Consider the following 20,349-nt stretch of genomic DNA (forward strand, 5'->3'; position numbering starts at 1 on the left):
CGGCAAGTCGGTGGTTCAACGCGCTTGCGTGTGCTCTGCACCGGCGCTGGCGTCTTGCCCCGCACCGAGCACCCGGCTGAATCCGCCGGCGCCGGAGCTGGTCATCACCAGGTATCGTTTGGCCCGTGTCATGCCCACGTACAGCAGCCGGGCGGATTGCTGACGCCCCTCGTCACCGGCATCCAGTTCTCCGATGCCGATCACGATCACGCGCTCGAATTCCAGGCCCTTGCTGCTGTGCAGCGTCATCAGTGCAACGCTGTCGGCCTCGCTGTCGTACGCCTTCTTGCGCGCGCTGTCGCACAGCCATTGATGCGGTATGCCGTCGTGCTGCAGCCGGCGGGCGAGTCCTTCCCCCTGGGCGTTCTTGTTGTACAGAACCGCGACCTCCTGAAGGTTTACGCCGTTGGCCTGCCATTTGCGGATGCACGCGGCGGCGAAGTCGAGTTCTTCGGCGAAATCGGCGCAGTGTCGGGTGACGGGCGCGGGGCCGCTGACGCCTGCGGCTTCGGGTTCGATCAGGGGGATGTGGTCGTCGTCGGTGGCTTGGGGGTCCAGGTACTCGCGCGCGAAGCCGTAGGCGAAAGCGAGGATTTCGCGGGTGTTGCGGTAGTTGAGGCGCAGGATCGTGGTCCGCCCCTTGGCCTGAATGCCGACACTGGACAACGTGAAGCCGAGGCCGGCCGTTTTCTTGTAGATCGACTGGGCATCGTCGTAGAGCAACAGCAGGGAGTTGCTTTCGGGGTCGACCATCTGCACCACCAGCCGGAGCCAACCGGCCTGCATGTCGTGGCCCTCGTCGATGAGCACGGCGCCGTACTGGGCGCGCGGGATGAACCCACGGTCCACCGCGTGGATCACCGTTTCGACCTGGCGCTCGTAGATCGGCGCGTCGCCAAGCTGCGGCTCGACATGGTAGGTCTTCAACTGCTGACCACACCAGTCGTGAAAGTGATAGACCTGCACTTCCGCGCCGATGCCCTTGGCCGAGATGAACGCGCGCAGCCGCGCGGCCAGGGTGATGTTGAAGCACAGTACCAGGATGGGCTTGTTCAGCGTCTGCGCGAGGTAGAGGCAGCGGAAGCCCAGGATCATCGTCTTCCCGGAACCCGCGACACCGTGAATCACGCGGTGGCCCTCGCCCAGGCTGCGGGCGAGCTGTTCCTGCTGGATGTCCATGATGCGGATGATGTCCGGCAGCGTTCCCTCTTCGGCGGACTGTACCGGGTCGGCGAACAGCTCGGCCTGGGCGGGGGCGTCGATGCGCAGCTCCGGGAACAGGTGCCAGCGGATGCGGTCGATCTGCGGCAGGCTGAGCGGTTCGCGGAAACGGTAGTTGAACATGTTCCACAGCCGTTCCTGAAACGCCTCGGCGTCGGTGTTCTCGGTGAATTCGCCCTTGTAGATCGCGAGATAATCGGGCAGCAGGATTTCCCGGCCATCTTCCGGTGCTGCGTTGGCGAACTGCTGGCGGGTGATATTGGTGAGCACCACGCCCCAGCCGTAGGGCATCACCAGTTTCCCCTGATAAGGGCCGGCGTGATGGCAGAGACTCGGATCGCGCGAGAGCATGTCGATCACCGCGTAGGCATACTGCCGGGCCTGCTCCAGCGGATGCGGTTCGATAACCCGGCCGCGCTGGGTGTGCAGCGTGACATCGCTCTTGCTCATGTGCTTGAGGGTGTCCGGCTTCCAGTCCTTCACCTCCAGGAACAGCAGGCCGCGCGAGGGGTGCAGGATGATGAAGTCGGGATAGCGCCTCCGGCGGCCGACCGGGATGTCGTACCAGACCAGGTAGTCGTCTTCGAGCAGCCGCGCGAGCGCTTCGGCGAAACGCTTTTCGCCCGAGGTCATTCGGGCAAGGGTATGACGATTCAGGGCCGGGATGATCTTCGCCATGTCACGCAGCGCGCATCCGGAAGCCCGGCGGAAATGCGTATCGGAACATACCGTTATTCTAGGTCGACGCCGAGGTTCATGCCGGTGCGGAACGGAAGCCGGGCATGGAACCCTGCGGTCTGGCCCCGCGCGCCGGGTCGCGGCAGGTTCGTCGCGGATCGTGGTTCGCGTGGTCGATGTGCAAGCGCAACGGCCAACGATGCCTCCTGATGTGCACTGGCCACATTTATCCGTACAATGTGCACTATAGACACCCTGCCGAAGGAGATGCCGATGGGTAGTGTTACGGCTCTGGCTCCTCAGCGCGCGGAGGTCCTGCGCGAGGCGCTGGTCAATGCCGGCAAGGCATTGGGCCTGACCCAGGCGGAACTGGGCGCGGTGATCGGGCGCGGGCGCACGGACATCAGCAGGGGCAACGTCGATCCGGACAGCAAGCCGGGGGAACTGGCGTTGCTGCTGATCCGCTGCTATCGCGCCCTGTACGTGCTCACCGGAGGGGACGCCGGCGCGATGAAGCACTGGATGCACACGCCCAACCACCACACCGGGGGCGTGCCGGCCGAGCAGATCCGCTCGGTGCAGGGCCTGGTGGGCGTGCTCGAATACCTCGACGCCATCCGCGGCAAGATCTGAGATGCCCGATTGGGCGGCATGGGTCGACACCGCGCCCCGCGTGGTCCTGAAAGGAGAAGTCCTGCGCCTGGTCGAGAGTCAGGAGCAGGTGGCCACCAACCAACTGGTGTCGTCGCTGGAACGCCAGGCGGTGTTGGAAGAGATGCTGGAATCGACCAAACCGCCGCTGCGTCCGGGCACCGAGCGGCTGCATTACCTGCTGGCGACGCCGTTTCGCTACCCCCCGCTACGCCATGGCTCGCGCTTCGGTCGGCGCCATGAACCGAGCCTGTTCTACGGGGCGCTGGGCGAACGCACGGTACTCGCGGAAGCGGCCTACTACCGCTTCGTCTTCTGGTACGGAATGGCCACCCCGCCGCCGCGCAAGCTCGATACCCAGCACACGCTGTTTGCCGCCCGGTACCAGGGGCGTGACGGTATCCAGCTCCATCAGCCTCCGTTCGAGGACAGCACCCCCCTGCTCCGCCATCCCGCCGACTACAGCGCCACCCAGGCATTGGGCACCGCGATGCGCGAGGCCGGCATCGACCTGTTCGAGTACCGCTCGGCGCGGGATACGGAGGCGGGCCTCAACCTTGCGCTCTACCATCCGCGCCCGTTCACTCGAAAGACACCCACCCGGCAGGATGCCTGGCTCTGCCAGTTGACCGCCGAGCACGCGCGCTTCCGGAAAACCGGCGACGGTACGCTGCAGGATTTCGCGCTCGAGCAGTTCCTGCACCGCGGCCGCCTGCCGCTGCCGGCATGAGCCACCGGAAAGCTTCTCGAGCGGCCCACCACCAAGGTCAATCCGGTGCCCGTCACGCCACCGGGCGACGGACTTCTTCCTCCAGGCGGCTTTTAAGAGTGCGTTCCGCCACTTCCAGTTCATGGGGCAACCACGTGGATGCATCATTTGACGCGCAACGCGACGGCGACGGCCTTCGACGGCCGCGACCGCCTGTGTCTGCTGCCGATCTACGCAGTAGCTACCGGGCGGCCGCGCCGATGCTGGAAACGATGTCGGTACGGCGGAAATCCTCGCCCTTGAACAACAGCGGCTGCCCGTTTTCACGCGCCAGCGCGTAGGCGAAACAGTCGCCATAGTGCAGCCCAGCGGCGTACCGCCCCTTGCCGAACTGGCTTAAGGCGCGACGCGCCTCCTTGTTGCGCGATTCTTCTCCCCCGCGAGCGTCCATCAATCGAGCGCCGCCAATGCCGATTCCGGTGCCTTGTCGAGCACCTTCAGCAGCGCCTTGGCAGCACCCGTCGGGCGGCGCCTCCCCTGCTCCCAGTTGCGGATTGTGTCCAGCGGTACGTCGATGCGGCGCGAGAACTCGGACTGCGTGAGACCGAGGCGCTTGCGCACGCGCCGCACAAACCGGGCGGCGTCCGCCAGCGCCTCCGCATCGTCCATCTCCTGCTGAAACGCGAGATCCTGCTGAATGCCGACATGGGCGGGCGTGACGACCATAGCCCAGGGCTCGATGGGGGTCGGAAAGAGTCGTTCTGACCCTGCCAGGGTGACTCAGTGTGTTGCGGTAACGTATGCCTGCAGGCCTGTGCCTCCAGCATCAGCAGGTCGCTCCAAGGCGTTGCAGGGCCTCGTGCACGGACTCGTTCACCGTCATGGCCGCATATGGCGGCAGTCACCCGCGGTATGCGTTGCGCGGCGCCGATGAAGAGGTCACCAGCCGCCCAAGACGCGGAGATGCCAAAGAGGGCGAAGCGCTTCAGGGCGTCGGCACTCGGCCGTTCCGCAGCCCGTCAATGGCCGGCCAAGGGCACCGGCCCGCTCGAGGTTACCTCCAGCTTCCAACCCTCGGCGGCGGTGCCATCGAGATTGAGATGCCCGACCAGGAAGCGCAGGCGGTCAGCGTCGGTGCCCTGCGCTGTGCAGAAGCGATCCTGGAGGTAGAAGGGCGGCGTCGCCTGGTAGTAGAGCGTCGCCTGCACCGCCGCCGCGCTGCGACCGGCCGGCAGCTCGTCCAGCGGTACGGAATAGACCAGTGAGTCGGCGCCGCCATCGCGGTAGTCCGGATCGTCACCCACCGCGTAGGCACCGGCGTCGATCGCCAGATCCTCGCCGGCGCCCAGCGCTGCGGCGATCTCCTTGCGCGCCGCCTCCGGCAGGTAGCCGTGGGGCAGGATGCGGTTGTCCTTCACCGTGCCGCAGATCGACAGGAAGCTGGTCGTCAGCCGGCCCTGGGCCTCGGCCTGCCGGCCGCAGGCGGCCGCGTCGGCGCCCGGCGGCGGCGTGGAGACCAGCTCCTGGTAGATCTGCGCCTGGTCCTGGGCCGTGATGCGCTGGTAGTGCGGCTGGTGCAGCCGAGCCTCGGGCTCGATGCGGGCGGAGCAGTCGGATTCCCACCAGTGTTCGCCCTCCAGTGGGTTGCCGTCTTGGTCGACCAAGACACCGGCGGCGTCGGTGCGGCCCGAGGCCCAGAGCGTCTCGCCGTTCTGATCCAGCACGCGGAAGTCCAGGAAGGCGCGCCGGAAGCCGACGCCGGAGGGGAACTTGTGCCCCACCTTGCTGGTGACCGTAACCGTGGCGTCCAAGCTGCCGTCGCGGGTCGAGACCTCGCTCAGAGTCACGGTCGCAGTCTCGTGGTGCGCCATATCGAGCATGGCCTGCTCGGTGCGGATCAGCGGATCGACGCCGCGCGAGACCAGCATCGGGTCCTGGGTGCGGATGCCGAGCACGTCGGGGAACTGCTGCGCCATCTTCACCAGAAAGACGTTGAGCCCGACTAGGGTGTGCAGGGCGAAGCCGTCGCGCACCGGCAGGTCGGTTTCCTCCGGTCCCAGGCTGTGCTCGGCCTGCGGGAACCGGCTGTACTCCTGGATGCTGGCGATGCGGCTGTGCAACGGCGTGCCGTCGGCGGTGCGCGAGGGCATGTGACAGTCCTGGCAGGACTGCGCGTCCGCGCCCGCGCCGTGCGGCAGCTCGCCGTCGGGCGTCTCGCCGGTGCGGTAGGCGCTGAAGGCCCACTCCGGATAGGTGGTCTGCTCGTAGGTATAGCCGATGATCTGTCCGGCCTGGAGGATCGGCAAGTGCACCGTGTGGCAGCTGCCACAGACCTCGGAGCTGGTGATGCTGGCGTGGTGCTCGGGCGTGTTGCCCAGCGCGTTCTCCATCGGCTTCACCCGCGGATCCTCGAAAGGCCCGATCAGGCGGTCGGGCGCGCCGACCGGGAAGCTGCCGGTGAAGGTGCGTGCGAAGCCGCTGTTGTGCGGGTTCAGCAGGGCCTGGCGCTCCTCGACGCAGGCGTTCTGAGGCTCCGCCAGCAGGCCGGCGGAATCGGGTCCCAGCGCCATGCGGTGGCAGGAGGTGCAGGAGATGCCGTCGCGCGCCAACATGCCGTAGTCGGCCAGCGGTGCGCTGGGGTTGCCGTCGGGCCAGGGCACGGCGTCGACCATGGTGCGGGTGAAGTCCTGGCACTCCCCGGACTCCGCGAAGCGGTCGATGTGGAACTGCCGCTGCCCCTGGATCCCGTGGCAGCCCAGGCAGGTGTCCTCGACCAGGGCCTTCGAGTCGGGGTGGAAGCTCTGGGTCTCGCTCGCGAGCTGCGCGAAGAAGAAGGGGTCGCGCCCGGCCAGCCCCATGGGCGAGGTGCGCCAGGTCGCGTAGGGCGAGAGATTGAACAGGTTGTCGCCGTACGGGTTCGGCTGCGTCATGTCGAACTGCAGCCCGGTGCTGCCGGCATCGTGGCAGCCGAGGCACTGGCTGGAGGTGAGGAAAGTATCGGCGGCGGTGGGCCCGCCTGCAGCGACCCAGGTGTTGTCGTAGGTCTCCGAGGGCATCGGCACGACCGTGTCCCAGCTGGGGGTATCCCCCAGGTGAGCGCGGAGGGTCTTCAGCAGGTCGCGGTCGGCGCGGTAGTGCGGCTCACCGAGGCGGCGCACCCTGTCGTGCGGCAGCGTGACCTGCTCGTGGTGGCTCCGGGGCGCCGCCGCCTCGAAGAAGGACTGGCTGAGGAAGACCAGCGGCTCGCCGGGCTGGCCCTGGATGTTGCGCGGTGAGGCGAAGGTCAGGTTGTCGCGCGCCGATGCGTGGCAGTTCAGACAGTACTGCGCGAAACCCTGGTTCGCCAGCGGGTTGCCGGGGGTCGGCGGCCAGTCCGGCGCCCAGCCGCTGCTTGGCCCGAAGCCGTACCAGCCCCAGTACCAGCCGTCGTGCGAGGCCTGGCGGTCACGGATCATGATCGCCGCGCCGCTGGTCGGGAAGAGCTTCAGCGGATCGACCGCGTCGCAGGCACCCGCCGGGTAGGGGAACATCTCCTTGACCATGATCGCGCCGTCAGGCACCGGCGGCGGCTCGGCCTCCGCCTCGCCGGTGCGATGCTCGACCAGCCAGGCGAGCATCTCCGGGGAGTACCAGATCACCACCGGCGCGTGGGTGCCGTGGCCCGTGCCCTGCCAGGCGCGGTCGACCAGTGCCGCGGTGAAGGGGCCGGTGTCCCGCACCCGCTTGTCACGCTGCCAGCCCGCGGCTTCGTCGCGGTGGCACCAGTTGCCGAGGAAGTCGTTCAGCTGCGCCTGGTAGCGGTCGAGCGGCAGGGCCGAGGGGTCGCGGATCGCCGCGCTCAGGTGCTCGCAGAGCGCCGGGTCGGCGGGGGGCATGGCTTCCGTCCGCTCGGCCGCGCACTGCGCCGCTTCAACCGTGCCAGCCGAAGCCAGGAGCAGAAGCGTCGCCGCGGCGCTGGCTCGCAGTCCCGGGCGCCGCGCCGTCGCGTGATTCCTTGCCGGCATCCCCATGATCCCCCCGACTTTCGTGTCGCTGACCCTCCGGCCTTCTCTGGCGAGGCTACTCCCCTGCGTCCCGCGCGACAATCGCGGCGCAGCCCTCCGGACGGTCCTTGCCCGAGGAAGAAACGACTCAACCTTCTTGCCGCCGACCTGACGGGAACACCTTCGCAAGCGCGGGAGGGAGATGTTCGTCCTCAGGGGTGGCGCGGGGCCATGACAGTTCGCTCGGTAGATCAGGAAACCTTTCGGTTTTGTGCTACCCCCACATCAGTTCACTCGGTCTCGCTCCCACGCGGACCTGAGGAATGCGTCTCGTCCGGATTCCGATTCGACCCCGCTGTGCGATACCCTGGCCAGACCAGGAGCAGGACGCTGACACCAGTAGGGCAATCGAGGGGTTCGCTGTCAATGGGTACGGGACCGTGCGTGTTCTGGTGACTGGGGGCACCGGCTTCATCGGGTCGCATTGCGTGGCGGAGCTCTTGGGACGCGGCCACGCGGTGCGGCTGCTGGTGCGCAACCCGGCCCGCGTCGCAAGGTCGTCGGCTCCGTTGCAGAAGGAGACACCGGCGTACAGCGTCGGTGACGTGTCGGACCGCGCTTCGGTCGAACGTGCCATGGCGGGCTGCGATGCGGTCCTTCATGCGGCCGCCGTCTATTCGCTTGATGTGCGTGACGCTGACGCCATGCGCCGGATCAATGCAGTCGGCACCCTGAACGTGCTGAACGCGGCCGGGGACCGCGGTCTGGATCCCATCATCCATGTGTCGAGTCATGTGACCTTGTCCCCGACGCACGACGGGTTGCTCACCGCGAATGCTGCGGTCGCGTCACCCTTGGGGGCGTATTCCGCATCCAAGGCGGACGCCGAGCGGGCGGCGCGAAGCTTGCAGGAACGGGGCCTTCCCGTCGTGATCGGCTATCCCGGAGCGGTGTTCGGTCCGCACGATATGCGACTCGGGGAAAGTACCCGATTCCTTTGTGACGTGCTCGCCGGTCGAATGCCGGTGATTCCACGCGGCGGCATTTGCATCGTGGATGTGCGTGATCTCGCGGCGGCCTTCGCTACCATGCTGGAGGCTGGGCAAGGTCCCAGGCGCTACCTGCTCGGTGGCGTCCAGGTATCTTTGGCCGGTCTGGTCGATCTCGTCGCGGAGGTTACCGACAGGAGGATCCGCCGATGGGTTCTGCCGCCATGGGCCCTTCGTCCGGGTGTTCGGCTGGCTGGCCACCTGCAGCGCCTCCTCCCCGTCAGGCTACCTCTGAGCGAGGAGGGATTCGACACCGTCGTCCGGAATGCGCGGCCCGATGATAGCGCAGCCGCCTGCGACCTCGGATTCTCGCCACGGGATCTCCATGACACCCTTGCCGACACCTGCCACTGGGCGTACCGTCGCGGATGGATCTCGCGACACCGGGTGGGGCGGCTTGCGACAACACGTTAGCGATCCCTATGTGTTGCGATATGTCAATGCGATCTGATTGGAACGCAGATGCAACAATCCTCTGATCGTTCAGGAGGGCGTGATGTCCCGACACGAGCCGGTTTCCCGATATCCTGGGGAGGACAAGGTTCTCCCGGAAACCCGAGCAGTATCCGCCATCATCATCCCGTTTCTGCTGGCCGCTTTTGTCATTCTCTTTCTCAGATCCGACGAGACCGAGCGCCTTTTTGCATGGCCGATCGGACCCCAGATGAATGCCATGATGCTCGGGGCGACCTACCTCGCGGGCGTGCTCTATTTCACGGCCGCGCTTTTCGCCCGTCGCTGGCAGCAGATCAAGTTCGGCTTGATCCCGGTGGCTTCATTTGCCGCGTTGATGGGTGTCGCGACCATTTTGCATTGGCCCGCATTCAATCACAGTCATCCGACCACCTGGATATGGGTTGTCCTGTATGCCACGACGCCGTTCCTGGTGGTCGGGATCTGGATACGGAACACGCGCAGCGCGCGCCTGGGTCCGCCGCAGCCGGATGATCATACCTTACCGCCACCCGTTCGACTCCTCGTGGGCATTGTGGGGCTCGTCGGAGTGCTGGCCAGTTTGCTTCTATTCGTGACACCGACCCTGATGATGGAGATCTGGCCCTGGCGTTTGAGTCCCCTGACCGCCCGTGTCCTGGCCGCACAGTTCGTGGTGTTCAGCCTGTTCGCGCTTGCGGCCTACCTGGATCCCCGCTGGCAATCCCTGCGCTACGTCCTGCGTGCCGAGTTGGCTGCGCCTCTGCTGTTCCTCGTAGCCATGCTGGCCTCATGGGACGACTTCGATACCGGCAATCCGCTCACCTGGGTCATTGCGTTCCATGTGGTGGTCGTCTTCTCTATCGGCGTCCCTGCGATGTACTTCTACATGGAGGCGCGAGGCAAGAGGAAGTGAGTGGTTTCCCCGACGCCTGCCGAACTCGCTTTGATCGATAGAGCGCCCACGGCGCAAGCGCATCTAGCGAGTCTCGGGGCGGCCCCGCGGATCCCCGGCCCTGACGGCCGGGCCCGCGCAGGCGCGCCGGTACCAGACCTGGACGATTGCAACGCGAGACCTGACCCCATGCCTCGTTCGCCCTGTGGCCGGCTTTCCCCTTGCGTGCCTCAATAACCGCGTGCCCTGTCGGTGGCAAGTCCATCCAGGAGCCCATCGGGGCTTCCCGAGTTCTCCGACGTATCTCTTGCCTCGCAGCCAAGGCCTGTGGACTCCGCCGGACCTCCACACCCTCGCCCTGACGGGTGCTTCTGTGTTGCCTTCGGTGCACGTTAAAACCCTCAGCGCCCGGAGCTGAGCTTGTCGAAGCTGTACCAGCACTTCAAGGGTGCGCGATCACCCCTGCGGCCTACAGGATTCTCTGTCTACGCTTAACCTGCCTTGTTCGTCCTCCATTACTCCGCCACAGGCCCAAGACTCGATACGGGTGGATGGCTAACCCTTACCCGTCGGGGACTTTCACCCCGCAAGATACGCCGAGCTTTGCTCGGCGCGATAACGCCTAGCTCACCCGACGAAGACCGCAAAGCGGTTTTTGGTCGGGCAACGGTCAACAAAATGGGTGTCTTGCCGCTTCCAGTCGTCGCTGAACCGTCGGACCCTGGGCGCCGGGCACGTCCGCGCTTTCGACGCTCACTGACGGTGGCGGTAGCGTGCGATACTGCGCTGGCGCTGCTCCATCAGGATGCTCAGCGGGTTGGCCGAGGTGGTCAGGCCATAGTTCCACAAGACCTGATTCCTGTGACGATCCCCGATCCAGAAATCCCCGCCGGGGTAGGTGCAGATCGGAAACGCGTCCATGCCGCCGCCTGGCCGATGGTCGAACTGAAGCTCGAACTGGCCTCTGGTGTGGTCACAAAGCATGCCGAAGTGCTGTGAGGCAGCCGCCGGCTGGCTGGTCAGCAGCAGGGCCGCGGCCAAGGCACTGACCGTAAGGCTCACCACCAGGCGACGTTGTCCGTTGTTGTTTCGAGCGATCATCGTCTCTTCCTCGCTTCCTGGTTTCATCGTAGTCCAGCGACCGGTGGGCCGCGGAGGATCGGTGCTCGGCAGTCTGCCCCCGAATGCGGCGCCACTCCGTTCATCGCCGGCCTCGGTCAACGTGGCCACGGCCGTCCAGCCACGTCCGAGTGCATTGAGCATAGACACCCCGTTTCGGACGGGTTAATGCGGAGTATAGTGCCTGCACGAAATGCCAATAAAATCTGCAAAACCAATTGGATGGACGATTTTGGCAGCGCGAAGCGGGAGCCGGAGGCAGCGCCTTGCGCTTCAGTGTGGGCACGGTAACATGCTGATCGGCAATGGGTCCCGGTGCGCCGGGTCGTAACGACGGGGGGCGGTGGCCTGTTCACGCTCCGGTTTCCAACACGATCTTCCCCGGATGAAATCACGATGCGCAAGGTGATCGAACCGCAAATGCAGTTGGGAGAACTCCCGATCGGCGGAATTGAACTGGATCCCCGATCCCGCGATGACATTCCCCAGATCCTGCGCGGACTGCAGCACCTCTACACGACCCCGGAGGTGCGTGCGGAGGTCTTTGCCATCCTGGAGGAACTGGTACCCGAGCGCAGCACCGAGACGGGCCCCGAGAAGGTCGATGTCGAGAACGGTCGGCCGGGGATGTCGCAGTGGAACCTGCTGGTGCTCGGGGTGTTGCGCCTGGGCTTGAATGCCGATTACGACCGGATCCGGGAGTTGGCGAATGAGCACAAGACGATCCGGCAATTTCTCGGCCACAGTGGCTGGGACGACGACACCTCCTACGGCTTGCAGACGGTGCGCGACAACCTGAGCCGGTTCACGCCCGAGGTGCTGGACCGGATCAACCAGGTGGTGGTGCGGGCCGGGCACCGGGCGCTAAAAAAAGCCTGGCGGACGGTCTCGTCGGCCGCTGTGACTCGTTCGTGGTGGAGACCGATGTTCACTACCCGACCGACACCAACCTGCTGCTGGACGCGATCCGCAAGGTGATTGGGTTGAGTGCCGAGCTGGCGGCGGCGAACGATCGCACCGAGTGGCGCACCAACGGCAGTTCAAGCGCGCCTACCGCCGGCTGACGCGCCTGCGGCATTCGACCTCGCAGGATCCGGAGCGGCAGCAGGCGCGGACCGAGGCGATCGCCCAGGCCTGCCGGGACTACCTGGCGGCGGCGGAGCAACATCTCCAGCGTTCAGCCATGACCGGTGCAGGGGTCGCGGCGAACGAGCCCGTGAATGCCGCGCTGCTGCAGGAGATCGCGGTATTCCGCGACCATGCCCGGCGCCAGATCGACCAGATCCGCCGGCGCATCCTGGAGGGCGAACGCATCCCGCATGACGAGAAGGTGTTTTCCCTGTTCGAGCCGCACACGGAGTGGATCAGCAAGGGCAAGGCGGGGGTCCCGGTGGAGCTGGGCCTGCGCGTATGCGTGATGGCCGCCCCCGACGGGTTCATCCTGCACCACCGGGTGATGGAACGCTGCACCGACGATGCGGTTGCGGTACCCATGGTCCAGGAGACCCGGGACCGCTTCCCGCTGGTGCGCGCGGTGAGCATGGACAAGGGGTTCCACAGCCCGAGCAACCAGACCGAGCTGCGCCAGATCGTCGGGACCGTGGTGTTGCCGAAGAAGGGGCGGCGCACCCAGGAGGAAGCGGAACGGGAGCGGGATCCCGAGTTCGCGACCTTGCGCCGGCAGCATGCCGCGGTCGAGTCGGCGATCAACGCGCTGGAGGTGCACGGCCTGGACCGCTGCCGGGATCACGGCATCGACGGCTTTCGTCGGTACGTGGGCCTGGCGGTGCTGGCCCGGAACATCCAGCACCTCGGTGCCATCTTGCGCCGCCAGGAGCGGGACGCGGAGAAACGACGACGTGGTCCCTACCGCAAAGCGGCTTGAGCGACGCCGAACATCGCACAGGGCTGGCCACACCCAAGGCTTCCTGTGCCCGCGAATCGCCCCCGTTGCGAGCGATTATCATCCAGGTGCACAACACAAACCTCAGCCTGGCGATTCCTGAGCATTCCGGCCGCTCGGGGATTTGCGGCGGTGCAGCAATTTTAAAATTGGCAGGGTTTTCGTGCTGGCACTAACGCCTCGGCTCACCCGCCGCGCGTAGTGAGCGGTCGTATGCAGCGAGTGGTTATACGGTTTCTCTCGTCGCCCACGATGTGTCCTCGCGGATTTGACGATCATCGGGAATTTTTGCGAACGAACGTCCTGATTGCCTCGACGTAGGCATCCGGGTGGGTGGCGTGTGGCAGGTGACCAGCGCCAGGGAGCACGATGCTCTCCACGTTGGGCAGCACGCTAGCAAGCTGTGCAACTACCGGAGGGAATGTCGGCGGACTTTGGTCGCCAGTCGTGAGTAGTGAGGGTGGAGAGAATCCCTTAATCCATGCGAGATTAAAGGCAAGTTGCTCGGGATCGTTGACCTCGTCCAGGAAGGTAGGCGCATTTCCGATCAATGTCTGCTGGAAATCAGACGGGAGTTGTGCCCAAGTGTTGGGGCCGAGCGCCACCGTCTCGACGAACTGCTCCGCGGCACCGGCATGATCGCCGGAAGCAATTCGTTCGGAAACCGCACCGAACTTTTGTTCGACTTCCTTGAGCATCGGCGCCATGGCCGGATCGTCTGCGAGCAACGAGAATAGCGGCGGCTCGTGAGCGATAAGGCCCCTCAAGAGTTCGGGACGCTCGCTGGCCATCCGGAGTGTAATTGACGCGCCAAAGGAGTTTCCGGCCACCCACGCTGGGGCTAGCCCCAGGTTCTCGATCAGCGCTGCAAGGTCGGCGACATCTTCCCGGACGCTTCCTTGCGCGGTTAGACGCTGACTTTGGCTGTGACCACGTCGGTCGTAGACAAGCACTTGGAACGACTCTGCCAAACTTGGAACAACCAAGTCCCAGGTGTTGTGCGACGCCCAAGACCCGTGCACGAAGACGAGAGGTGTGTCACCCGTCCCGTGAAGCTCATAGAATAGCTGCACGCCGTTAACATCAATGGTCGGCATATCTTCTCCTTTCTTCCAGGGCGTAGCGGTGCCACGTCGTCATCGGCCCGTAAAACAGATTAGCGTTTATCCGGCGTGCGCAGCATGGCGGATAAACGTCTGTTGGACTGGGCCGCCCATGAATTAGCACACACGTTCATGTAAGGGGATTGTATTCAGCGTACGCCGGGATGGCGGGTCGAAGGAACCCGGGATCGAGCCTCGGGGCAATCCTTGCGTCCGTTTGTGATCATGGTCGGGCTCCCTGGAGGCTCCGATTTCTTGTACGGTAGCCCCGTTTTCTGCTGAGATCCAGTCGCATGCACAGACGGGCCAGCGCCGGCCCTTTTCCAAGGAGCGACGCAAGGGAGCCGGCGGTTCTTACTCGTCAGGCCGAGGTCATCGTCGGTGCTCCGGGATGTCGGTTCGGTTCGGTCGCGGACGCAGTACCGTGAGCACGCACACCCGACCGACCCGGCATCGGGGACAGGGGTAGGTCGCGGGCTCAGACCGGCCTTCCGAGGCATCCCTCGTGTCGGGTCGCGGTGCGTTCAACGCGCTGCGGATGCGCGGAAGCTTGGTCCGCCGGCAGCGGTTGGCCAGGAACCCGTAGTGCCGCACGCGCATGAGTCCTTTGGGCAGGATGTGCAGCAGAAAGCGGCGCACGAACTCCTCGCCTTCGAGACGCATCACCTTGGGTCGGTGGTGATCGCGGTAGTCGGTGTAGCGGAAGGCGACCTTCCTCGCGTCGATGTCCAGAATGCGCGCGTTGCGGATCGCGTTCCGGTGGGTGTAACGCGCCAGGTAGTCGACCACCGTGGGGGTGTGATCGAGACAGTCCTTGGCGTAGACCACCCACTCGGTGGCCATCAGCCGGTCGAGTACCGCGTCGATCTCGCCCGGCCGTGTGACCCGGTGCAATACCCCGTCGTCGGCAGCCCGGCGCAGGGCCGCGACCATCGCCCCGCGAAAGCGCCGGGACAAGGCCCGGACCGGGAACAGGGTCTGGCCCCGGCTCGGCTTCCAGTGGCCGTCGGCCAGGAGGGCCCCGCCGGGGATCAGGCAGTGCAGGTGCACGTGCTGGCTCAGGTTCTGGCCCCAGGTGTGCAGCACCGCGGTCATGCCCAGTTCGCCACCGAGGCGGCGGGGGTCCTGGCCGAAGCGGCGCAGCGTGTCCCAGGTCACCTGGAACAACCGCCGGTAGAGCACCTCCGGGTGCAACTGCACCCAGCCGTTCAGGGCATGCGGCAGGGTGAACACCAGATGGAAGTAGCGCACCGGCAGCAGCGCCTCCTGCTGGCGCTCGGCCCAGAGCCGGGTCGCGCGGGTCTGGCACTGCGGGCAGTGCCGGTCCCGGCAGCCGTGATACCACGGCTGCTCCCAGCCGCAGGCCTCGCACTGCACCTGCATCCCGCCCAGCGCCTCGGTGCGGCAGGCCTTCAGGTGCTGGCACACTCGGCGCCGGTGGCCGTCCAGCGTCTCTTCGTGCAGGAACCGGTAAAGAGCCTGTTGCAGCGTCGCCGGTTCAGCCATGACGCACCGCCAATCCCGCCACCAGATCCACGGGTCCGCCCGCCTCCGGGCGACGTTCGGGCACCCAGTGCAGATAGCGCAGGGTCGACTGCAGGTGCCCATGGCCAAGAACCCGCTGCAGGCGATGCACCAGCAACCCCGCCTCGAGCTGATGCGTGGCATAGGCGTGGCGCAGCCCATGAATGCCACCGATCTTGGCGATGCCCGCCGTCGCCTTGGCCCGACTGAACACGCGCTGGGCACTGCTGATGCTCAGCGGTGTACACCGGTCCCGCCCCGCCGGGAACAGCCACTCGGTCGGCCGGAACGTAAGCGTCCGGGGAACCCCGGGTTCTCCGCTTACAGTTCCGGCGCCGGGATTTTCAGATCCTCGGGCGTGAGCCGATGCGGCAGCAGGGCCGCGATGCCGCCCGGGGTGGTCACCGCCGGCAGGGTCTCGAACAGGTAATGCAGGTAGGCGCGCGGCTCCAGGCCGTTGGCCTTCGCCGTCTCCACCAGGGTGTAGAGCATCGCACTGGCCTCGGCACCGCGCGGGCTGCCGCTGAACAGCCACGCCTTGCGCCCCAGGGCGAATGGCCGGATCGCGTTCTCGGCCAGATTGTTGTCGATCTCGAGGTGACCGTCCTGCAGGAACGTGATCAGGATCGGCCACTGCCTGCGGGCATACTGGATCGCCTCGCCCAGCAGGCCCTTGGGCAGCACCTTCTGCGCCTTGTCGTCGAGCCAGGCCTGGATCTCATCCAGGATCGGCTGCGACTGTTCCCGCCGCACCGCGTGGCGGTGTTCCGGGGCCGTGCCGCGGATCCGGCGCTCGACCTCGTAGAGCTTGCCGATCAAGGCCACGAAGGCATGCGCGGCCCCGGTCTTGGTTCGACTGTTGGCCGCCTCGACGGCCTTGCGCCGGACGTGGGCCCAGCACCCCATGTGGCCCCGGATGCCCTCTTTCTCTGCCAGCGCGTGATAGCCCGCATAGCCATCCGTCTGCAGATAGAACCGGAGTTCCGGAGGCCGGCCGTCTCCTTCCGGGAACAGGAAGTCGATCGGCACCTCGCCGCTGCGGCTCGGGGCGTACTGGAACCAGATCACTGGTCTTCCAGACGGCCCACCGCGGTAGACCCACATATAGGACTTGGTGGTGTTGGCCCGGCCCGGTTCATCGAGCACCTGCACCGGGGTCTCGTCGATCTGCAGCACCGGGCCTTGGGTCAGGTGCTGCTTCAAAGCGGCCAGCACCGGGGCGAGCGGGGTGGCCAGTTGTACGATCCAGCCGGACAGGGTCTGGCGGGAGAGCTCGATGCCCTCGCGGGCGAAGACCTTCTCCTGGCGGTACAGCGGCAGGCCATCGACGAACTTGCCCGTAACCACCTCCGCGAGCAGCGAACTGTGCGCGATGGCTTTCGGCAGGATCTGCGCCGGGCGGGGTGCGATCCGCAGCCCCGCCTCGGCGCCGGGTACGTCGGCGTGGATCGGCGCGTACTTGGCGCGCTTGATCTCCCCCTCTGTCAGCATAGAAGTCCGCTGGATTGGACGCAGTAAACTTAACCCTCGAGGGGGCGGAGAGAGCGGATGGAATGCCACGGTACAGCGAAGAGTTCAAAGCCAAGGTGGTCGAGAAGATGATGCCGCCCAATGCCCGGGCGGTGGCCGACGTGCACCGGGAGACGGGGGTGTCGGAACCCACCCTGTATGCCTGGCGCCGGGAGTTCCAGGACCGGGGGCATGCGGTGCCGGCGGATCCGGCGAACCCGGAATCCTGGAGTGGCCGGGACAAGCTCGCGGTGGTGATCGAAACCGCCGCGCTGAATGAGCAGGCGCTCTCGGAGTACTGCCGGTGCAAGGGTCTGTATCCCGAGCAGATCGAGCGCTGGAAGGAAGCGGCCATGGCCGGCAGCGCCGATCCCCAGCGGCTGACCCGGGACGAGCGTGCCGCCTGGCAGCAGGAGAAGAAGCGCGTGCGCGACCTGGAGCGCGAGCTGCGCCGGAAAGAGAAAGCCCTGGCCGAGGCAGCCGCCTTGCTGGTGTTGAAAAAAAAGCCCAGGCGATCTGGGGGGACGACGAGGACGCATGATCACGCCCGAGACCCGTGCCTTGGCGCTGGACCTGATCGACGAGGCGGTCGCCGCCGGTGCCCGGCTCACCCCGGCCTGTGCGGTCCTCGGCCTGACGCCGCGCACGCTGCGCCGCTGGCGCGCCCTCGCCGGCAGCGACACCGGGCTGGTGGACCGGCGCACCTGCACCCCGCGGGTGCCGGCCAACCGCCTGAGTGCCGAAGAGCAGGAGACGATCCTGACGGTCTGTAACGCGCCGGAGTACCGTAGCCTGCCACCGACCCAGATCGTGCCGCGCCTGGCCGACCAGGGCGTGTACATCGCGTCCGAGGCGAGCTTCTACCGCGTGCTGCGGGCCCATGACCAGGTACAGCGCCGGGGCCGGGCGGCGGCCCCACGGCAGGTGCCCAAACCGGAGGGGGTCTGCGCGACTGCGCCCAATGTTTGCTGGGCGTGGGACATCACCTTCCTGGCCTCTTCGATCCGGGGGCAGTTCTACCGCCTGTACCTGATCGAGGACGTCTTCAGCCGCAAGGTCGTCGGCTGGGAGGTGCACACCGAGGAAAGCGCCGAACACGCCAGTCGCCTGATCGAACGCGCCTGTCTCGCCGAGGGCGTCCATCGCCCGGGCCTGGTGCTGCACTCGGATAATGGCAGCCCCATGAAGGGTGCCACCATGCTCAGCACCTTGCAGCGCCTGGGTGTCGTCCCGTCCTTCAGTCGCCCCTCGGTGAGCGACGACAACCCCTACGCGGAAAGCCTGTTCCGGACCTTGAAATACACGCCGGCCTTTCCGCCTCAGCCGTTTGCCAGCCTCGCCGACGCCCGCGCTTGGGTCGCGCGCTTCGTCCACTGGTACAACGAGGAACATCGCCACAGCAAGATCCGCTTCGTCACCCCCGGCCAGCGTCATCGCGGGGAGGACATCGCGATCCTGGCGCACCGGCACCGGGTGTACCAAGACGCCCAACGCGCCAACCCGACACGCTGGTCGCGGCACACGCGCAACTGGACACCGATCGATCACGTCTGGCTCAACCCACCGAAGGAACATGCCCAAACGCCAGCCCTGATGGTCGCTCAGGCGGCATGAAAAAGCGGACAACTACGTTGACAAACACCGATCTTGATCACGTAGTACTGCTTGGGCAGCACCCCCAGCTGCTCGGACTCGTCGAAGCCGATCCGCACGTGGGTCTCGGCGAGCGCCGCCTGTTCCGCCTCGGACAGGTCCAGGATGCGCTCCACCCGCGGCAGGTGCGCCGGCAGCGGCTTGCGCTTCGGGGTCTGCTTCTTGGGTTCGGTACGTTCCGAGCGTGGCGGCGCCTTGGCTTCGGCGATCTGGGCGTCCAGTTCCTCGATCAGGACGTTCAGCTCGGCTTCGTCAAAGAGCGCGAGCTGCTCCCGCGCGACGCGATCCGCCTTCGGTCCGAAGCGCTGGTGGCGCAGCAGATCCAGGCGCTCCAGGAGGAGCTCGATCTTGCGGTCGAGCTTATCGATGGTCTCGTTCCGCACCCGAAGTTCTGCATCGCGTGCCTGCAACTCGGCCTCGAAGCGCTGTTCCCGCGCGACCTTCTCGGCCGCCATCCGGGCGATGATCGCGTGCAGCTCCGCGGGGTCCTTGGGGAGCTTCTGAGCGGCTTCGGGCATACCCGGAAGTTTACCAAAACCCAGCCAATAACGCTGCAGAATCAGCGACTAAAGCAGAGAAAAAGACGCCTTGAGATGGCCCTGCACGGCGGTCGGATCCAGGCCCTCCAGCAACCACTGCAGTTCGCGCACCGACAGTTCAACCGAACTCTGCTCGGTGCCCGCCGGCCACCAGAAGCGCTGCTTCTCCAGGCGCCGGTACCACAGCCAGAAGCCGTTCCGGTACCACACCAGCACCTTGATCTTGTCCCGCGCCCGGTTGCAGAACACGAACAGGTGCGAGGAAAACGGATCCGCCTGCAGCACGTCCTCGACCCGCGCCGCGAGACCGTCGATCTGGCAGCGCATGTCGGTGTGGCCGCGCGCCAGATACACCTTGGTGTGCGCGTCCAAGGCGATCATGCGCGCTCCCGCAGCACACCCAGCACCCGCTGCAGCGTCTCGGCCGAACACCCCGGCCCGATCTCCAGACGCAGACCACCGGCCAGCACCAGCGTCAGATCGGCAGCCCGCGTCCCGGGCGCGTCATCGACCAGGGTGACCGGCACGAACTCCGGCACCGGGGCCGCCACCGGCGACTCGGTCCGGGGCTCCGGCGCCAGCAGTCGCCGCCAGCGCTGCAGGCTGGCCACCGAAATCCCGCGCCGCTCACAGTACGCCTGCTGCGACAGACCGCTGCGCTCCCAGCCCCGCACCAGCCGCTCCCACTCCTGCCGACTGCGCCGCACGCCCCACATGATCCCGCCCTCCGGTTATCCTGGACTGGCGGCTATCATCCGGAGGCCGCCGGGGCGGCGGAAGAACGTATTTCGCAGGACGCTTACGCCGGAACAGCACCCAGTACCGCCGCAACTCCGTCAACAGCGTCGGCGACACCGGCACCAGCCGGTCCTTCGCCCCCTTGCCCTGCTCGACCCGTAGCAGACCGCGCTCGCCGTCGATGTCGCGCACCCGCAACGCCACCACCTCGCTGACCCGCAGGCCACAGGCGTAACGGATCTTCAGCAACATCCGGTGCTTGGGGTTCGGGCACGCGTCCAGGAGCCGCGTCACTTCAGCCCGGGTCAGCAACTCCGGAATCCTCTGCGCACGCTTGGGTACCACAAAGGGCACGTCAAAGGCCGGCCACTGCAACACCTTCAGGTACAAAAAGCGGATCCCGTTCCGGTGCAAACGGCAACTCGCCCCGGACAGCTCCCGTTCCAGCGCCAGGTGCCGGAAATACTGCTCAAGCTCAGGAACGCCCAGTTCCGCCGGAGAACGTCGGTGGAATCGAGCCAGGTCCCGTACTGCCCACAGGTAACTGCGTTGCGTGCGCTCGGCAAAACCACGCTGCCGCATGGCATCGACCATCTGCTGCCGTAACGGTGTCATCGTCCTCTCCTTGTCATTGCGACCCACA

18 protein-coding genes and 1 pseudogene are annotated in these 20,349 nt (G+C 66.2%); 6 read left to right on the forward strand and 13 right to left on the reverse strand.

Going from position 1 to position 20,349, the window contains the following annotated elements; genetic code table 11:
* Positions 1-15: 15 nt before the first annotated feature.
* Positions 16-1,899, reverse strand: a complete 1,884-nt coding sequence (locus THITH_RS10760; RefSeq protein WP_006748087.1) for a 3'-5' exonuclease — start codon at positions 1,897-1,899, stop codon at positions 16-18.
* A 273-nt stretch (positions 1,900-2,172) separates the two neighbouring features.
* Between THITH_RS10760 and THITH_RS10765 the strand changes: the two genes are divergently transcribed.
* Positions 2,173-2,532 carry an MbcA/ParS/Xre antitoxin family protein gene (locus THITH_RS10765; RefSeq protein WP_006748086.1) on the forward strand — a complete coding sequence of 120 codons (360 nt, stop codon included), beginning with the start codon at positions 2,173-2,175 and terminating at the stop codon, positions 2,530-2,532.
* A gap of 1 nt (position 2,533) precedes the next feature.
* Complete coding sequence (locus tag THITH_RS10770) at positions 2,534-3,280, forward strand: RES family NAD+ phosphorylase (RefSeq protein WP_006748085.1); 747 nt, start codon at positions 2,534-2,536, stop codon at positions 3,278-3,280.
* 220 nt (positions 3,281-3,500) lie between these two features.
* Here THITH_RS10770 and THITH_RS10775 read toward each other — a convergent pair whose 3' ends face one another.
* The 3 genes from THITH_RS10775 to THITH_RS10785 form a co-directional block, all read right to left on the reverse strand.
* Positions 3,501-3,710 carry a type II toxin-antitoxin system VapC family toxin gene (locus THITH_RS10775; protein ID WP_006748084.1) on the reverse strand — a complete coding sequence of 70 codons (210 nt, stop codon included), beginning with the start codon at positions 3,708-3,710 and terminating at the stop codon, positions 3,501-3,503.
* Positions 3,710-3,985 (reverse strand): helix-turn-helix domain-containing protein, encoded by a 276-nt coding sequence (locus THITH_RS10780; protein WP_006748083.1) that lies wholly within the window; start codon positions 3,983-3,985, stop codon positions 3,710-3,712. The genes THITH_RS10775 and THITH_RS10780 overlap by 1 nt, the downstream gene beginning before the upstream one ends.
* Positions 3,986-4,278: 293 nt before the next feature.
* Positions 4,279-7,134: a hypothetical protein gene (locus tag THITH_RS10785; protein ID WP_006748082.1), complete on the reverse strand. Its 2,856-nt coding sequence runs from the start codon at positions 7,132-7,134 to the stop codon at positions 4,279-4,281.
* Positions 7,135-7,682: 548 nt separating this feature from the next.
* Between THITH_RS10785 and THITH_RS10790 the strand changes: the two genes are divergently transcribed.
* The gene (locus THITH_RS10790; RefSeq protein ID WP_025367491.1) at positions 7,683-8,705 is read left to right on the forward strand and encodes an SDR family NAD(P)-dependent oxidoreductase; all 1,023 of its coding nucleotides are present in this window, start codon (positions 7,683-7,685) and stop codon (positions 8,703-8,705) included.
* A gap of 82 nt (positions 8,706-8,787) precedes the next feature.
* Complete coding sequence (locus tag THITH_RS10795) at positions 8,788-9,639, forward strand: hypothetical protein (RefSeq protein WP_006748080.1); 852 nt, start codon at positions 8,788-8,790, stop codon at positions 9,637-9,639.
* 732 nt (positions 9,640-10,371) lie between these two features.
* On the opposite strand, the gene THITH_RS10800 is transcribed toward THITH_RS10795, so the two are convergent.
* The gene (locus THITH_RS10800; protein ID WP_006748079.1) at positions 10,372-10,719 is read right to left on the reverse strand and encodes a hypothetical protein; all 348 of its coding nucleotides are present in this window, start codon (positions 10,717-10,719) and stop codon (positions 10,372-10,374) included.
* Positions 10,720-11,133: 414 nt separating this feature from the next.
* On the opposite strand from THITH_RS10800, the pseudogene THITH_RS10810 reads away from it, so the two are divergent.
* Positions 11,134-12,622 (forward strand): annotated as a pseudogene (locus THITH_RS10810) (ISNCY family transposase).
* 293 nt (positions 12,623-12,915) lie between these two features.
* On the opposite strand, the gene THITH_RS10815 reads toward THITH_RS10810, so the two are convergent.
* The 4 genes from THITH_RS10815 to tnpC all read right to left on the reverse strand — a co-directional run bounded on the left by THITH_RS10815 (position 12,916) and on the right by tnpC (position 16,758).
* Positions 12,916-13,737 carry an alpha/beta fold hydrolase gene (locus THITH_RS10815; protein WP_006748076.1) on the reverse strand — a complete coding sequence of 274 codons (822 nt, stop codon included), beginning with the start codon at positions 13,735-13,737 and terminating at the stop codon, positions 12,916-12,918.
* A 378-nt stretch (positions 13,738-14,115) separates the two neighbouring features.
* A complete protein-coding gene (locus THITH_RS10820) occupies positions 14,116-15,249 on the reverse strand; it encodes an IS91 family transposase (protein WP_006748075.1) in 1,134 nt (377 codons plus the stop codon).
* The gene (locus tag THITH_RS10825; RefSeq protein WP_232222301.1) at positions 15,242-15,538 is read right to left on the reverse strand and encodes a tyrosine-type recombinase/integrase; all 297 of its coding nucleotides are present in this window, start codon (positions 15,536-15,538) and stop codon (positions 15,242-15,244) included. The genes THITH_RS10820 and THITH_RS10825 overlap by 8 nt, the downstream gene beginning before the upstream one ends.
* Positions 15,539-15,588: 50 nt before the next feature.
* Positions 15,589-16,758 (reverse strand): IS66 family transposase, encoded by a 1,170-nt coding sequence (gene tnpC, locus THITH_RS10830; RefSeq protein WP_006748073.1) that lies wholly within the window; start codon positions 16,756-16,758, stop codon positions 15,589-15,591.
* Between the two features lie 62 nt (positions 16,759-16,820).
* Here tnpC and THITH_RS10835 point away from each other — a divergent pair.
* Positions 16,821-18,390 (forward strand): IS3 family transposase gene (locus tag THITH_RS10835; protein ID WP_408645253.1). Its coding sequence is split into 2 segments (ribosomal slippage): positions 16,821-17,284 and positions 17,283-18,390, totalling 1,572 coding nucleotides; the frame shifts between segments, so codons are not numbered across the junction.
* Here the strand turns inward: THITH_RS10835 and THITH_RS10840 are convergent.
* Genes THITH_RS10840 through THITH_RS10855 form a run of 4 tightly spaced genes read right to left on the reverse strand, consistent with a single transcriptional unit; the run spans position 18,378 to position 20,321 of the window.
* Positions 18,378-18,947, reverse strand: coding sequence for an IS66 family transposase (locus THITH_RS10840; RefSeq protein WP_006748072.1), 570 nt, complete (start codon positions 18,945-18,947; stop codon positions 18,378-18,380). The genes THITH_RS10835 and THITH_RS10840 overlap by 13 nt on opposite strands.
* A 48-nt stretch (positions 18,948-18,995) precedes the next feature.
* Positions 18,996-19,349 (reverse strand): IS66 family insertion sequence element accessory protein TnpB, encoded by a 354-nt coding sequence (gene tnpB / locus THITH_RS10845; protein WP_006746000.1) that lies wholly within the window; start codon positions 19,347-19,349, stop codon positions 18,996-18,998.
* Positions 19,346-19,642, reverse strand: coding sequence for an IS66 family insertion sequence element accessory protein TnpA (gene tnpA, locus THITH_RS10850; RefSeq protein ID WP_006748071.1), 297 nt, complete (start codon positions 19,640-19,642; stop codon positions 19,346-19,348). Before tnpA ends, tnpB begins: the two co-directional genes overlap by 4 nt.
* On the reverse strand, positions 19,596-20,321 hold the full coding sequence (locus THITH_RS10855; protein WP_006748070.1) for a tyrosine-type recombinase/integrase: 726 nt from the start codon (positions 20,319-20,321) through the stop codon (positions 19,596-19,598). The genes tnpA and THITH_RS10855 overlap by 47 nt, the downstream gene beginning before the upstream one ends.
* Positions 20,322-20,349: the final 28 nt, after the last annotated feature.

This window comes from Thioalkalivibrio paradoxus ARh 1 (genome assembly GCF_000227685.2).
In the GTDB taxonomy this organism is placed as follows: Bacteria; Pseudomonadota; Gammaproteobacteria; order Ectothiorhodospirales; family Ectothiorhodospiraceae; genus Thioalkalivibrio; species Thioalkalivibrio paradoxus.

Excerpts from the sequence above, each read along its gene's own strand:
- tnpB (WP_006746000.1), bottom strand. The coding sequence starts at position 19,349 with ATGATCGCCTTGGACGCGCACACCAAGGTGTATCTGGCGCGCGGCCAC.
- tnpC (WP_006748073.1), bottom strand. The coding sequence starts at position 16,758 with ATGCTGACAGAGGGGGAGATCAAGCGCGCCAAGTACGCGCCGATCCAC.
- THITH_RS10765 (WP_006748086.1), top strand. The coding sequence starts at position 2,173 with ATGGGTAGTGTTACGGCTCTGGCTCCTCAGCGCGCGGAGGTCCTGCGC.
- THITH_RS10855 (WP_006748070.1), bottom strand. The coding sequence starts at position 20,321 with ATGACACCGTTACGGCAGCAGATGGTCGATGCCATGCGGCAGCGTGGT.
- THITH_RS10775 (WP_006748084.1), bottom strand. The coding sequence starts at position 3,710 with ATGGACGCTCGCGGGGGAGAAGAATCGCGCAACAAGGAGGCGCGTCGC.
- THITH_RS10770 (WP_006748085.1), top strand. The coding sequence starts at position 2,534 with ATGCCCGATTGGGCGGCATGGGTCGACACCGCGCCCCGCGTGGTCCTG.
- THITH_RS10785 (WP_006748082.1), bottom strand. The coding sequence starts at position 7,134 with ATGCCCCCCGCCGACCCGGCGCTCTGCGAGCACCTGAGCGCGGCGATC.
- THITH_RS10840 (WP_006748072.1), bottom strand. The coding sequence starts at position 18,947 with ATGCCCGAAGCCGCTCAGAAGCTCCCCAAGGACCCCGCGGAGCTGCAC.
- THITH_RS10795 (WP_006748080.1), top strand. The coding sequence starts at position 8,788 with ATGTCCCGACACGAGCCGGTTTCCCGATATCCTGGGGAGGACAAGGTT.
- THITH_RS10820 (WP_006748075.1), bottom strand. The coding sequence starts at position 15,249 with ATGGCTGAACCGGCGACGCTGCAACAGGCTCTTTACCGGTTCCTGCAC.
- THITH_RS10815 (WP_006748076.1), bottom strand. The coding sequence starts at position 13,737 with ATGCCGACCATTGATGTTAACGGCGTGCAGCTATTCTATGAGCTTCAC.
- THITH_RS10800 (WP_006748079.1), bottom strand. The coding sequence starts at position 10,719 with ATGATCGCTCGAAACAACAACGGACAACGTCGCCTGGTGGTGAGCCTT.
- THITH_RS10760 (WP_006748087.1), bottom strand. The coding sequence starts at position 1,899 with ATGGCGAAGATCATCCCGGCCCTGAATCGTCATACCCTTGCCCGAATG.
- THITH_RS10780 (WP_006748083.1), bottom strand. The coding sequence starts at position 3,985 with ATGGTCGTCACGCCCGCCCATGTCGGCATTCAGCAGGATCTCGCGTTT.